Annotated in this window: 17 protein-coding genes and 2 pseudogenes; 10 read left to right on the top strand and 9 right to left on the bottom strand. The window is 66.3% G+C overall.

The features are described 5' to 3' along the window. Positions 1-200 (top strand): annotated as a pseudogene (locus tag EET03_RS14300) (IS607 family element RNA-guided endonuclease TnpB); the annotation flags it as partial. Between the two features lie 3 nt (positions 201-203). On the opposite strand, the gene EET03_RS30835 reads toward EET03_RS14300, so the two are convergent. Both EET03_RS30835 and EET03_RS31555 read right to left on the bottom strand, forming a co-directional pair. Further along, positions 204-377 carry a hypothetical protein gene (locus EET03_RS30835; RefSeq protein WP_208649055.1) on the bottom strand — a complete coding sequence of 58 codons (174 nt, stop codon included), beginning with the start codon at positions 375-377 and terminating at the stop codon, positions 204-206. Then, positions 299-843 (bottom strand): annotated as a pseudogene (locus tag EET03_RS31555) (LLM class flavin-dependent oxidoreductase). Before EET03_RS31555 ends, EET03_RS30835 begins: the two are co-directional and overlap by 79 nt. A 211-nt stretch (positions 844-1,054) precedes the next feature. Between EET03_RS31555 and EET03_RS14290 the strand changes: the two are divergent. The 4 genes from EET03_RS14290 to EET03_RS31540 are packed head-to-tail and all read left to right on the top strand — an operon-like array spanning position 1,055 to position 2,793. Continuing rightward, positions 1,055-1,714 (top strand): cutinase family protein, encoded by a 660-nt coding sequence (locus tag EET03_RS14290; protein WP_244232365.1) that lies wholly within the window; start codon positions 1,055-1,057, stop codon positions 1,712-1,714. A 3-nt stretch (positions 1,715-1,717) separates the two neighbouring features. Further along, positions 1,718-1,978 carry a hypothetical protein gene (locus EET03_RS31550; RefSeq protein ID WP_244232364.1) on the top strand — a complete coding sequence of 87 codons (261 nt, stop codon included), beginning with the start codon at positions 1,718-1,720 and terminating at the stop codon, positions 1,976-1,978. Between the two features lie 21 nt (positions 1,979-1,999). Further along, on the top strand, positions 2,000-2,215 hold the full coding sequence (locus tag EET03_RS31545; RefSeq protein WP_244232363.1) for a hypothetical protein: 216 nt from the start codon (positions 2,000-2,002) through the stop codon (positions 2,213-2,215). Beyond that, positions 2,188-2,793, top strand: coding sequence for a hypothetical protein (locus tag EET03_RS31540; RefSeq protein WP_244232362.1), 606 nt, complete (start codon positions 2,188-2,190; stop codon positions 2,791-2,793). The genes EET03_RS31545 and EET03_RS31540 overlap by 28 nt, the downstream gene beginning before the upstream one ends. A gap of 77 nt (positions 2,794-2,870) precedes the next feature. Here EET03_RS31540 and EET03_RS14280 read toward each other — a convergent pair whose 3' ends face one another. The 3 genes from EET03_RS14280 to EET03_RS14270 all read right to left on the bottom strand — a co-directional run bounded on the left by EET03_RS14280 (position 2,871) and on the right by EET03_RS14270 (position 5,377). Beyond that, positions 2,871-3,914 (bottom strand): M48 family metallopeptidase, encoded by a 1,044-nt coding sequence (locus tag EET03_RS14280; RefSeq protein ID WP_075541388.1) that lies wholly within the window; start codon positions 3,912-3,914, stop codon positions 2,871-2,873. Positions 3,915-4,000: 86 nt separating this feature from the next. Then, a complete protein-coding gene (locus tag EET03_RS14275; RefSeq protein ID WP_082274470.1) occupies positions 4,001-4,207 on the bottom strand; it encodes a hypothetical protein in 207 nt (68 codons plus the stop codon). Between the two features lie 312 nt (positions 4,208-4,519). Continuing rightward, positions 4,520-5,377, bottom strand: coding sequence for a class I SAM-dependent methyltransferase (locus EET03_RS14270; protein WP_063472717.1), 858 nt, complete (start codon positions 5,375-5,377; stop codon positions 4,520-4,522). Between the two features lie 148 nt (positions 5,378-5,525). Here EET03_RS14270 and EET03_RS14265 point away from each other — a divergent pair, with 148 nt between their 5' ends. Next, entirely contained in the window at positions 5,526-6,539 is a 1,014-nt protein-coding gene (locus tag EET03_RS14265; RefSeq protein WP_063472718.1) for an NADP-dependent oxidoreductase, read from the top strand. A gap of 65 nt (positions 6,540-6,604) precedes the next feature. Next, positions 6,605-7,468 (top strand): glycoside hydrolase family 16 protein, encoded by an 864-nt coding sequence (locus EET03_RS14260; protein WP_075541389.1) that lies wholly within the window; start codon positions 6,605-6,607, stop codon positions 7,466-7,468. Here the strand turns inward: EET03_RS14260 and EET03_RS14255 are convergent, their stop codons facing one another. After that, positions 7,469-7,837 carry a hypothetical protein gene (locus tag EET03_RS14255; RefSeq protein ID WP_075541390.1) on the bottom strand — a complete coding sequence of 123 codons (369 nt, stop codon included), beginning with the start codon at positions 7,835-7,837 and terminating at the stop codon, positions 7,469-7,471. It lies immediately after the preceding gene. Between the two features lie 91 nt (positions 7,838-7,928). On the opposite strand from EET03_RS14255, the gene EET03_RS14250 reads away from it, so the two are divergent. Beyond that, entirely contained in the window at positions 7,929-8,201 is a 273-nt protein-coding gene (locus tag EET03_RS14250; RefSeq protein WP_075541395.1) for an EF-Tu/IF-2/RF-3 family GTPase, read from the top strand. Positions 8,202-8,348: 147 nt separating this feature from the next. Continuing rightward, positions 8,349-8,615, top strand: a complete 267-nt coding sequence (locus tag EET03_RS14245) for a hypothetical protein (RefSeq protein ID WP_075541391.1) — start codon at positions 8,349-8,351, stop codon at positions 8,613-8,615. A 65-nt stretch (positions 8,616-8,680) separates the two neighbouring features. Here the strand turns inward: EET03_RS14245 and EET03_RS14240 are convergent, their stop codons facing one another. The 3 genes from EET03_RS14240 to EET03_RS14230 all read right to left on the bottom strand — a co-directional run bounded on the left by EET03_RS14240 (position 8,681) and on the right by EET03_RS14230 (position 11,304). Beyond that, on the bottom strand, positions 8,681-9,412 hold the full coding sequence (locus tag EET03_RS14240; protein WP_099193544.1) for a hypothetical protein: 732 nt from the start codon (positions 9,410-9,412) through the stop codon (positions 8,681-8,683). Then, positions 9,409-10,230 (bottom strand): hypothetical protein, encoded by an 822-nt coding sequence (locus EET03_RS14235; protein WP_075541392.1) that lies wholly within the window; start codon positions 10,228-10,230, stop codon positions 9,409-9,411. Before EET03_RS14235 ends, EET03_RS14240 begins: the two co-directional genes overlap by 4 nt. Positions 10,231-10,398: 168 nt before the next feature. Next, positions 10,399-11,304 carry an NAD-dependent epimerase/dehydratase family protein gene (locus tag EET03_RS14230; RefSeq protein WP_075541393.1) on the bottom strand — a complete coding sequence of 302 codons (906 nt, stop codon included), beginning with the start codon at positions 11,302-11,304 and terminating at the stop codon, positions 10,399-10,401. Between the two features lie 240 nt (positions 11,305-11,544). Here EET03_RS14230 and EET03_RS14225 point away from each other — a divergent pair. Continuing rightward, positions 11,545-11,993: response regulator (locus EET03_RS14225; RefSeq protein WP_122508781.1), on the top strand; the 449-nt coding region annotated here is incomplete at its 3' end.

The following is an 11,993-nucleotide window of genomic DNA, read 5'->3' as shown; positions in this document are numbered from 1 at the left end:
CACACCAACGTGATGACAACGCCGCGATCAACCTCGCACGCTACGAGGACACCATTAGCGTCGTCGGCCCAGTTGGGGCCGCCGTCAAGCGTGGAGCCGACCGTAAGACCGGGCCTGGCCCGGCCGGTGGCTGTGAAGCGCGGAAGGGACGCAGCCGCAAGGCTGCCGAACAACCCCGAAATGGGGTGCGAGTCGCGTGACCACTAAAGATCACTCACTCGCAACGGCACTTGTCCGAAACGGCGGACCTCGGCAGGGTTACGGCCTACTTCGGCGCAGGCCTTGCCCAGCCGGGCGTTCACGTCGCCCCACAGCTGCGGGCCTTCGGAGGCCGGCATCTTCCATTCGTCGGCGTGGCGGGCGATGAGACGCAGCATCTTTGGCCGGTACCCGCTATCACGATTGGCGGGTGCGGAAACTGAAGGGGCTTGGGCTCGCAGAGCGCGTCCTCGAGCGTGAAGAATTCGCCGGAAAAGTTCACCAACTCCCCGGTCCAGAGCTTGCGGATCACCGTCAATGCTTCGTCGACCACAGCGACCCGGCTCGCTGGGCTCGGGAACGCGATCCCGTACCCACGATGCTCGCGTGCCATCCCGCGCCGATGCCGAAGTTGAGCCGCCCGCCGGAGATGTGGTCGACGGTGACCACCATCTTGGCCAGAACCGCCGGCTTCCGGTACGTCACGCCGGTCGCCAGGCAGCCGATCCGAGTCCGTTCGGTAATCGCCCCCATGGCGGCCAGCGTCGTCCAGCCCTCGTAGGTCGGCTCGTCGAACTCCGATGGTCCAAAGAAGTGGTCGTAGTCCCAAATCCCTTCGAACCAAGGTGATCGGCGCTTCGCCATAAATCTTTAAGTTCGGGGAATGTGAAACTCAGGTGGAACTTGACCGAGATCCGAATGCCGCGATTGTACGGTCGGCGCCGTGGTCGCGTGGCGCTTATCCGCTCATGCGGGGCCAAAAGCCGGCGGTCAGCGTCAAGCCGGCCAACGGCTGGGCCGGAATGGCTACCATCTTCGTGTGCGCGCTCCGCTTGCCGTGAAGTCGGTTGAACAATTGTTGGTGGCTGTTGCAGTCTGCGCTGCGCTGACGATCGCCGCGGCCGTGTCGCCACCCGGCGCGCCGGGGGCCCCGCGGCGGGCCAGTGCGGCGAATTGCCCGCAGGTCGAAGTTGTCTTCGCCCGCGGCAGATTAGAGTCGCCGGGGCCCGGCGTGATCGGCAATGCTTTCATCAGCACTCTTGCCTCCAAGGTTGGCGGTAGGAGCATGGGCAGCTATGCCGTCAAATACCCGGCCGACACCGAGGTCGACGTCGGCGCCAACGACATGAGCCGTCACGTTCAGTACATGATCAATGCCTGCCCGGCCACCCGGCTGGTACTCGGCGGCTACTCCCTCGGCGCCGCGGTCACCGACGTGGTGCTTGCGGTGCCGATGTCCGCATTTGGGTTCGACAGCCCGCTACCCCCGGGTGCCGATGAGCACATCGCCGCCGTCGCGTTGTTCGGCAACGGAAGTCAGTGGATGGGTCCGATCACCAACTTCAGCGCGGTCTATAACGACAGGACCATCGAGTTGTGCCACGGCTCCGACCCCGTCTGCAACCCGGCCGACCCGAACACCTGGAAGCAGAACTGGCCGCAACATAACGCCAGCGCCTACATCCAGGCAGGCATGGTCAACCAGGCAGCCGACTTCGTCGCCGGCAAGCTGTAGAGGGTGGATATCGGGCGACTCGTCACGCGCTACGCCCGCCGCTTCAGTCGGGTGCAGGGCGGCGTGCACCCGATATCGTCGCCACTGGGCGCGTGGTTGCTCCTCGCCCTGGCCGCGCCGGTGGCGCGCGGTCGGGTAGGAGACGACATCGATGACGTGCTCGGCACCAACGCCGAGCATGCGCGCCAGGCGCTGGACGAATTGCTCGCCGACCCGCCGGATGTCATCCGGGCCGCGCTGGCGGTATGGGGTTTCGACGACTGACCCGGTGGCCTGCCGGCTGGCGTGGATGTGGGTCCTGTCCCCAGCCAGGAGCAGGCCGATGTATGGGCGCGCGACCACACCGACGGGTTGATCGAGCGTTTCCCCGTTGACGTATCGCATATGCAGGCGATATTGGTCAGCGCGCTGGCGACCCGCATCAGCTGGCGTCGACCCTACGAGGTCACCGATGCCCGCGAGCTGCAGTCGCCGTGGAGCAGCGGGTCGCTGACGCACTGACCCTCGGCGGCGCCGACGGCTACCTCACCGACGTCGAGGAGTTGGGCGTTGTCGCGGTGCACCCCGCGGTCGGCAACTGTGACCTGCACGTGACTTCGGTGCTCGCGAGCAAAGACGCTTGGTTCGAAGCGGTGCTGGCGGCCGCACACGACATCGCCCGGCGCGAAGCAACCGGTTCCGCGGTGCGCCGGCGCGCGTTGACGGACATGGCGCTCGGCGACGGGAAATTCTGGACGATCACCCAGGAACCCCGGCCCGGCGGGGAGCAGGTCCGCGTGGTGTTACCGGCGTGGCAGGCCACCTCGAACCACGACTTGACCACCGACCCGGGTCTGGGTTTCGCCGCGGTCGGGCGGGCACTCGCGACTGCCGCGACGATGTCGCCCGGCATCCCGGATATCGGCGCTCGGCAGTCCGCGGCAGCCCGCTACGGCCGGTGGGTATTCGAGCCGGCCGCTGTCACCGCGGTTGCTCTGCGCAGCGCGGATGGTGTCGTCGGTGCTGTCGCGGTCGGCGACGCTGCGTTTCGGTCATCCCTACGCGGTGGTGGCAGTGTCCGGTGCGCGTCGGCGCGGTGATCCGTGGGCGGGTGTGCCGGTCTTCGCCGCCTGTGTCTGCGAACCGGCTGACGTCACGTCGACCGGCTAGCGGCCAGTCATTTGGGCTGCCGCCATTCGCTGATTTTGCGGCCCAGCGAATCGGCCGCGCTCGTGGCGGCGCGCCCGACGCCGTCGACGAAGCCGCCGAGGCCGTCGCGGATGCCCTTGATCAGCGGGTCGTCGGATTGGTCGAAGCCGTCGCGGTAGTGCCGGGCAGCCTGGCCGAGGTCGTCGGTCAGCGAGGACTTGTCCTCGTCGGCTCGGCGCGGATAGTCGCCGGACATGACCTTGCCGTAGCCGCCGGCGTCCACCCACTTGGTCAGGGCGGCGGCCCGCAGTACCGAGAACGGATGTGTCTGCAGCTCCAGGTTCAGCAGCTTGAGCAGCCCATCTCGCATGTCTCCGGACCGTTCGTACTCGCGTGCTTGAGCCATAAAGGCCTCTGAATCCAGCTTGTCCAACCGGCTGCCGCCGGCGAGCTTCATCTCCACCCGAATCGCGGTGTCCAGGTCCTGGCTGCACAGCAGCCCGGCCCGGTCCCCGGACAGCTCCGATTTGCGTTGCCACTCCAGCAGAGCGGCGATGATGGCGCGCAACGCCCAGCCGCCTACCGGCACAACGCCGAACGACCGTGCCAACCGCATCAGATGCATCATCATCGTGCGGTACACCGCGTGCCCGGATAGTGCGTGGCCCAGTTCGTGACCCACCACGAATCGGAGTTCGTCGTGGGTCATCAAGTCGTAGAGCGCGGAAGTGATCACGATGAACGGCTGCTCCATCCCGATCGTGTACGCGTTCACGATCGGCGACTGCACGACGTACAGCTCGGGCTTGGCCGGCGCGTCCAGAACGTCGGCGCATTCGTCCAGCAGGGCGTCGAGGTCAGCGAATTGACGCGGCCCGACGCGGGCGGCGCTGGCCAGGTAGAGCAGCCGGTGTTGGCGCTCGCGCAGCATTCCCGACAGGAGTTTCAGGATCTGGTCGAAGCCCTTGAGGCGGCGCAGCGCCGATAACGCGGTCCGGTCGGCGGGATGCTCCCAGGCGCGCGAGCTGATGCCGGGGAAGGTGGTGCGGGTGGTGGCGGGTGTCTGAGACATGGCGCTCCCCTCGGTGTTCCGTATCAGGATACGGAGGCTGGCGCGGGGCGTCATTCAACTGAATGTGGGCAGGCTTTAGGCCAGCTTTAGGCCGGTGCGTCGGCGCTGACCCATCCTGGGGTGGCGGGCACACCGGCGCCGACATCGTGCCCCATTGCTGCTGCGCGTTGACGACCCAGATATGCGGGATGACGACGCATCTCTTCGAGGAGCTGACTTTCCCGCCGCTGGGCCGCAATCCAAGCCGGGTGTGACTCCAGACTGATCACCGTTGCCCCTGATGCCTTCGCCACGATTGTCCGCTCCTCTCATCCCACCGACTCAGGTTCACACGGCGCTGTGCAACGTAAAGTTAGGATTCTTAGCAAACCTGTGATCAAACCGTGTCTTTAGATAAGAATTAGCCATGAATTTCCAGGGGCACCCGGCGTTTCCGCAGGTCCGGCGCCGGCGGCGGCCCACCGGTCCATCACTGAACGATGTCGTTGCATTGCCGGTGGATCCGAAATCCGGCAGTTGATGATGCGCGGTGCTCGCTCCTGGGGCGAATTGTTATCGGCCGCAGCGGAAATCCGCGGAGACGTTAATTTGTGTAGTTGGTGGATTCACTGCGTGAGCAGGGCCACCGCACTCCAAGGTCTACGGCCCGGGTGACGCGGATCGGGCTGGGGCAACCATGCGACTGCGCGCATGGATTTGGGTAACCGGTGAAATCGATTTGCGGCGGCAAACAGTGATTCCGATTCGGTTACTCGCCAGCCGAGGCTTTCAAAGAAGGCCAGCCCGTTATCGGGCGCGAACGTGAAGGGCGCATTCTCCAGCATGCCGGCCATCCGCTGGTTCATCATCTTCTTCAGACCCGGACCGGCGAAATCGAGCATCCACCACCCGACTTCGGGTCGGCGTATCGCTTCCGAAAGTGCAACGACGTCCTGCTCGTCGAGATACATCAACAGGCCCTCGGTCAGGACCAGCGCATTGGCGGCGCCGTCCAGGGCCTCGGTGAAGAACGCCGCGCGAGCGAGCGGGTCGGCCAGGTCAACGGCGCTGCGGGTCAGTTGGCATCGCGGTGTCTGGTCGGCAAGCAATTCGGTCTTTTCGGCGAGCAACTGCGGCAAATCAGCTTCGATCCACCGCAGCCGAGATGGCAGATTCAGCCGATACGGTCGAGTGTCCAGTCCGGCGGCCAGGTTGAGCACTCGGTCACAGCCGTCCGCGATTGCCCTGGCAATGGTGTCGTCGATGATTTTGGTGCGTGCGACCAGCCACCAACCATTACGAAGTGTCCACGGGGCGTGCCGGACGATCGCGCGGCCATGCTGACCGGCCAGACGCTGGGCAAGCGGGTCGCTGAACAATGCGTCGGGCCGGGCCGATTCGGTGGCCCGATGCAGCGCCGTCAACCTGGCCGTGTCGGAAACATGGGTGATGACGTGCCCGTCGCCGGACTCAGAGCCTGACATAGAGGCGTTATAGCATCCCCGGCGAAGTCCGCCGCGGTTCGCAAGCAAACAGGATTTAGAGCATCCCCGGCGAAGTCCGCCGCGGTTCGCAAGCAAACAGGATTTAGCGCATATGCCGCGGCGTTGATGTGTCGGGTACCGTGCGCTCATGCCCGATCGCAACCGCCGATTTCTGCTCCGTGAACGACCCACCGGACGCATCGGTGCGGACACCTTCGAACTCAGCGAGGCACCGGTCCCCGAAATCGCCGACGGGGAGGCACTGGTCCGCGTCTCCTGGATATCGCTCGATCCGACGAACCGCGCGTGGATCAACGACATGCCGTCCTACCTGCCGCCGGTCGGTATCGGCGAGGTCATGCGTGCGGGCGGGCTCGGTGAGGTCATCGCGTCGAAAAATCCCAGATACCCGGTCGGTCAGACGGTGCAGGGTCTTGTCGGCTGGCAGGAATACGCGGTGGTCTCGGACGCGATGCCGTTGCTTCCGGTCGACGTCGCCGAGGGCGTCTCTCCCAGCGCTTACCTCGGCGCACTCGGGATGACCGGGCTCACGGCCTGGATCGGGATCCGCGACATCGGCAGGCCGCGGGCCGGCGAGACGCTGGTGGTGTCGGCCGCCGCCGGAGCCGTCGGCTCGGTTGCCGGCCAGCTCGCCAAAGCCGACGGGGCGCGCGTCGTCGGGATCGCCGGCGGCCGGGAAAAGTGCGCATTGCTCACCGAACAGCTCGGCTTCGACGCCGCTGTCGACCACCGGGCAGACGACTGGCCGGCCCAACTGGCCGCGGCCACTCCCCACGGCATCGACGTCGACTTCGAAAACGTCGGCGGCGACATCATGGACGCGATCTTCGCGCGCCTCAACGTTGGCGCGCGCATCGCGTTGTGCGGTCTGATCTCGGGCTACAACTCGGCCGAACCGCCACCCGGACCTCGGGCATTCGCCAATCTGCTCGTGCAGCGCGCGACGCTGCAGGGCTTCATCATCCTCGACCACCTGCACCGCGCACCGGAGGCGATCGCGGAGATCTCGGGGCTTATCGCCCAGGGCAGGCTCACGCCACTGGAAACCGTCGTGGAGGGTTTCGAGCAACTGCCGACGGCGATCAACATGCTGTTCGACGGCAAGAACATTGGCAAGCTCGTGGTCAAGGTGTCCGGGTAACCCAGCCGATCGCGGTTTAGCGCGGTACGGCGCGGGTTTTCTTGGGCTGCTATCGTCCCTGGCTTATGCCTGACATGGATCGTCGTCGCATGATGCTGATGACGGGCTTCGGTGTGTTTGGCGTGCTGGGGGTGGCGAATCCGGTTCCCAGGGCGCATGCCGACCCGTCCCGACACGGCGCACCGGTGGGACGAACGCCGATGCCCGCGGCGCCGGCACCCAATGGCCAGTCGACCAACTACGTTTTCCACGACGAGTTCGACGGCCCGGCCGGTTCGGCACCCGATTCGTCGAAGTGGACCATAGCCCGGGCGCGCGAGCAGATGAAGGACCCGACGTACTGGGAGCGGCCCGAAAACGTCGGGCAGTACCGCGACGATCGTCAGAATGTGTTCCTCGACGGCCATTCCAACCTGGTCATCCGGGCCGCGAAAGACGGCGGGACCTACTATTCGGGCAAGCTGCAGAGCCCATGGCGGGGCGGCATCGGCCACACCTGGGAAGCTCGCGTCAAACTCGACTGCCTGACCGCCGGATGCTGGCCGGCCTGGTGGTTGTCCAATGAAGACCGCGGCGAAATCGACATCCTCGAGTGGTACGGCAACGGCAGCTGGCCGTCGGCCACCACCGTCCACGCCAAATCGAATGGCTCCGAATGGAAGACGCACAATATCGCGCTGGACAGTGGGTGGCACACCTGGCGATGCCAATGGGATGAGACCGGGATGCGGTTCTGGCAAGACTATGTCGACGGCGCGCAGCCGTACTTCACGGTGGCGGCGCACTCGCTGCCTGACTGGCCGTTCAACGACCCCGGCTACACCGTGTCTCCGGTGGTGAACCTCGCGGTCGCCGGCTCCGGCGGCGGCGACCCCGGGCCGGGGACCTATCCCGCCCAGATGCTCGTCGACTGGGTGCGTGTCTGGTAGTCACAACGTCGCGACCACGAGGACTTTCGACGGGTCCCGCGGATCCACCCGCACCGGCACCTCGGCGCCGACCGCGAGATGCGGGGCCGTCGACAGCTCGAGCGCGATGCGCCGCGTCGCGCGGTAAGAATCACGTTCTGGCAGTTGCACATCCAGTTCCAGCTCATGCCAAGCTCCCAGCGTCGTGGTCGCGACGTTGCGGCGGATCCCGACGATTGTGGCCACACCCGCCAAACCGTCGCGCAGCAGCCGTTCCCGGTCGGCGTTGAGCGTGTTGAGTTCGGCGAACGCGTCCATTGCCCGCTGCTGGTCAGCGCGCGTGACTCGTTGGCCCGCAGCGGCTTTCCTCGCTCGGCGCAACCAGTTCATGTCCGTCAGGGTACGGCGCCACGCGGTGGTCGTCGATCGGGTCGGCTGGAACCTCGAGCGGGCGCTGGCCGGAACACAGTACCGTTGCCGCATGTTTCGCATGACGGTCCAGGACGTGTTCTTCATCCGCGGTCGCGGGATCGTGGCCACCGGCCGCGTGGAGTACGGGCAGTTGCGGGTCGGTGACGAGGTGCGGATCAACGACGGGCCCGGGGTGCGGGTGGACGCCATCGAGGCGTTCCGCAAGAAGCTGGATGCGGCGACTGCCGGTGACAACGTCGGCCTGCTCTTCAAGAAGCTCAGCAACCGCGACCTGGCCGCCGGTGACGTGATCACCTCGGCGGCGGGTGTGTTTCTGGCGTAACGCCAGGCCTTCCCGGCGGTGTCCCACCCGCCTGCGTCCGGTCCGGCGGCCGGCACGCGTTGTTGGGATCGGTAGCGGCCTCACGGCCCTGTACTTGTCGCAACGACGACGCCACCGAGGCGGCGCCTTACGCGAAAGGAAGAGCCCATGAACATCATTCCCGCCGGCATCGAAGAAAAGATCAACCGCGTCGATCGCCAACCAAGCCTGGCGATCGGCATCAGCCTCGGCCTGCTGGCGGCGTGGTCCTTCTACCGGGTGATCTGGCTGCTATACGTGTCGATGACGTTCGGCTGGTTCATGGGATCGGTGGCTTTCCAGTTCGTGCTGTGGGTCGTGACCGGCGCTGTCGCGGCAGTCGCGGCCGCCGGGTTCCTGATCCGCTACTTCAGGGGGCCCGACGCCGACCACTGACGCCTCGCGGCGACGAATCGTGCCGAACCCGAACCGGGTTCGGCACGGTGGCGTCTGTGGGCAGGTCAGCGGTTGGAGATTCGGCTCAGCGTGCTGTCGAAGAGGGCATCGAAGGGTCCCTGGTGCCCGGTGCTGGCCGTGCCGCTCAGAATCAGTCCCGAAGTGCGCGCGTAGGAGTAGTAATCGGTCCGGGCGGCGTCCGGCTCTCCGCCAATGGTTGCGGTGATCGAGTATCGGAACCGCTTCGGTCCGTCGGCGGAGTGCGAATCCTCGAGGATGCGCACCTCATAGGAGCCGACGGCGGCGCTGCTGAAGCGCAGACACCGCGATACCAGGCCGGTGAACGCGTCGAATCCGGTGGGGTCGAATTCGCGGCCGACCATGAGCCGGATGTCTCGACGGTCGGCGACCTCTGGCGGATCGGCGGGGTCGTGCCCGAACACCTCGGCCGCATCGAAAGCGCCGGTCGAGGCGACCCCCACCACCGCGAAGCATTCGACGGGACTGAAGCCCAGGCCTTCGTCGGACACGTGGTATCTGAAGTACCCGAACGTATCGGACAGTTCTTTGATATCGCTGACGGTCCACGAGGCAGGAAAATCACTCGGTTTGGGCAGCAACTCCGCCAATTGTTGGTCGCTCAACGAGGCCAGCTTCGGTGCGAGTGATCCCGGGGCCGCCGGATTGCTATGCCGCCAGGCGATGAGCACGCCGGGTGCGGTGATCACGATGGCGGCCGCTGCCAGCACGCACAGCGCGGCCGCGATCACCCATGGCCGCAGCGAGAGGCGGTTCATAGCGCGCGTAGCCGTTGCAGCGTTTGGCCGGCAAGCTTCTGCACCAGATCGAGCTCGGGACCCTCCATATAGATGGTGCATTCGAGTAGTACGCCGCGTACCGCGTAATACGTGACGTGGTAGGTCGACGAAGGGTCGCGGCTTCCGATCGTGGTGAATGTTCTGGTGGCTGTGACGGCGGCGTCGGCGCCGACGGCCGAGCGCGCTCCCACCTGAGTGGTGATGGTCCGATGGTTTTTGACCCGGCCATCGAAGAAATAGTTGGTGACGCGGTAGGAGCCGCAACGGCCCAGCCAGTCCAGGTAGTTCGCGATCCGTGCCGCCGCGTCCGGAACGACCCAGATCGCGAAGCGGGCATTGGGTCCGTGCTCGCGGCCTTCGCCGGTCGCGGCGAAATCGGCCGCCGCCGCGTCCTGCACGAATAGTTGGGCGTAGCGGTCGACCTGGACGTACGCGGCCAGCGCACCCCCGGCGTGGTCCAGGATCTTGGGAATGTCGCCGCAGCTGCCCGGTTCGTAGGCCGCTGCCGGGTCTTGATGAGGCGCGCGCAACGTCCCCGGATCTGGTGTCGCGGGTCGCCGCAACCGCCCCGTCAACGAATATCCCCAGTCGGACGGGAAGTCGGCGCCGGCGGGCAACGCCGTCGCCAGGTCCCAGTCGGTTCGTGACGCCAGGTTCGCCGGGACGGTATCCGAGCGGGGAGCTGTCACCAACAAGGCCGCACCGCAGGCGCCCAGCACGGCAAGAGCGGCGGCCCCTACCACGCGGGGCCATGGTTGGCTGCGCGACGTAGCGGGTCCTGCGGCCTGGGATCCCATTTGCGCTCCTCCCGCGGGCCGGCCGGTGCGACGTCCGCATCGCCACCGGGGTCGCCGGCGTAACACTATCGCGGCCGCCAGCCGGCTACCCGATCGACACAGTGCTCCGTTTCGGCAAAAACGGCTGCTACGGCGTCGTTGTCCCGGCGCTTCGGCGTTTCGTTACCGTCAGGCGTGAACCAGCTCCGGGTGAAATCTGGCCACCATCCGGCGTAATCCCTCGCGCCAGTCGACTGTGGTTGCGGTGCCGATGAGTTCGCGCATCCGGGTCAGGTCGACGGGATTCCCGCGTAGCGCCCGGTCGCTCTCGGTGAACACCGGCTCCTTGCCGATCAGGGTGCCCAGGTAGGCGCACCACTCCTGGATGCTGACAATCTGGTCACCGGCCCAGTTGACCGTGGTCGCCGGAATCGACGCCACTGCAAGCAGTTTCGGGATAGTGGCGATGATGTCATCCTGATGTATCGGGTTGTAGCGTGCCGGTCCGCCGGGCGGAACGGGGATCGGAATGCCGGCGAGAATCATCTCCATGTGGAAATACGGCCACCCGCCGGTGTCGCCGTACGGCACGTTGAGGCGGGCGATGATGGTGGGTACTTCCAGGATCCGTGCCGTCGACCGGGCGACCGCCTCACCGGCGATCTTGGAGATCGAATACGTGGGGAACAGCAACCGGTGGTTGTCGCCGAGGGCCGCACGCTCGGTGCGCGGCTGGTCGTCCGGCGGATCGTAGACGGCCGCCGATGAGCAGTGCAGGAACGCCTTGGCGCCGCGGCACCAGGCCATCAGCAGACCAATCGACTCCGCGTTGGCGCTGAGGTCCTGGTCCCAGTTACCGCTTTTGGCCACCGCAAAGTTGAGGACATAGTCGAAGTCGGAGGGGATCGCGGCGAAGTCGCCGGCGGCCAGGTTGACCGATTGGCAGCGAACACCGGCCTCCTCGAGGCCGGCACGCGCGGCGACGTCGGTGAAGCGGGCGATGCCCCAGACCTCGTTGTCGGCCGCCAGGGCCCGGGCTACGGGTGTGGCGACCTGGCCGGTGACACCGGTGATCAGGATTTTCGAGTCGGGCATGACGGCGATAGTAAGCGGTTTGGCACCTTGCGGGATCCGATCGGTCGACTGGCGGCGCGCGCGCCTCGGCCGGCTTCCCAGGGTTTGTCGAGCATTCGGTGAGTGGTTGCCGCCAGCCTTGTCTGACCACATCACGGTCGTAAACGCCGCCCGTCAACAAGGAAGGGGCGACCCGGCATCACCGCTGCGAGGCGCAGAGTTCATCGCCCGGCTGCCGGGCGTGCTGGCCGAGGAGGGGCAATGGGTGGGTCAGACCTGACCGTGCTGGTGGTTGACGACGACTTCCGCGTCGCCAACATGCATGCCGGAGTCGTTGCCGTGATGCCGGGTTTCGCAGTGACCGGCACCGCCAACACCGTTGCGGCCGCGCGCGAGGCGCCTGCCGTCGACCTGGCGCTGGTAGACGTATGCCTACCCGACGGGTCCGGAATCGAATTCGTTCGCGAACTGCGTTCCGACAGCATGATTTTGACCGCGGCGACCGAAGCCGAGACCGTCCGCGCAGCCATCGCGGCGGGCGCGTTGAGCTACCTTGTCAAGCCGTTCTCGACCACCCAGCTAGCCGTCCGGCTGTCCGGCTACGCCCGCTACCGGAAGATACTGGCCGGCGCCAACCTCAGTGCCCGCGACGTCGACGCGGCACTGGATGCGATTCGTCCCCGCCTCGCCCCCGCCCAGTCCTCGGCAAC

Origin of the sequence: Mycobacterium innocens (assembly GCF_900566055.1) — a bacterium.
Classification (GTDB): Bacteria; Actinomycetota; Actinomycetes; order Mycobacteriales; family Mycobacteriaceae; genus Mycobacterium; species Mycobacterium innocens.
This window is presented reverse-complemented; position numbering and strand designations above follow the sequence as displayed.

Bases quoted from the DNA above. Each gene is read 5' to 3' on its own strand.
- EET03_RS30835 (WP_208649055.1), bottom strand. From the start codon at position 377: ATGCTGCGTCTCATCGCCCGCCACGCCGACGAATGGAAGATGCCGGCC.
- EET03_RS14280 (WP_075541388.1), bottom strand. From the start codon at position 3,914: ATGTCTCAGACACCCGCCACCACCCGCACCACCTTCCCCGGCATCAGC.
- EET03_RS14270 (WP_063472717.1), bottom strand. From the start codon at position 5,377: ATGTCAGGCTCTGAGTCCGGCGACGGGCACGTCATCACCCATGTTTCC.
- EET03_RS14265 (WP_063472718.1), top strand. From the start codon at position 5,526: ATGCCCGATCGCAACCGCCGATTTCTGCTCCGTGAACGACCCACCGGA.
- EET03_RS14260 (WP_075541389.1), top strand. From the start codon at position 6,605: ATGCCTGACATGGATCGTCGTCGCATGATGCTGATGACGGGCTTCGGT.
- EET03_RS14255 (WP_075541390.1), bottom strand. From the start codon at position 7,837: ATGAACTGGTTGCGCCGAGCGAGGAAAGCCGCTGCGGGCCAACGAGTC.
- EET03_RS14250 (WP_075541395.1), top strand. From the start codon at position 7,929: ATGTTTCGCATGACGGTCCAGGACGTGTTCTTCATCCGCGGTCGCGGG.
- EET03_RS14245 (WP_075541391.1), top strand. From the start codon at position 8,349: ATGAACATCATTCCCGCCGGCATCGAAGAAAAGATCAACCGCGTCGAT.
- EET03_RS14240 (WP_099193544.1), bottom strand. From the start codon at position 9,412: ATGAACCGCCTCTCGCTGCGGCCATGGGTGATCGCGGCCGCGCTGTGC.
- EET03_RS14235 (WP_075541392.1), bottom strand. From the start codon at position 10,230: ATGGGATCCCAGGCCGCAGGACCCGCTACGTCGCGCAGCCAACCATGG.
- EET03_RS14230 (WP_075541393.1), bottom strand. From the start codon at position 11,304: ATGCCCGACTCGAAAATCCTGATCACCGGTGTCACCGGCCAGGTCGCC.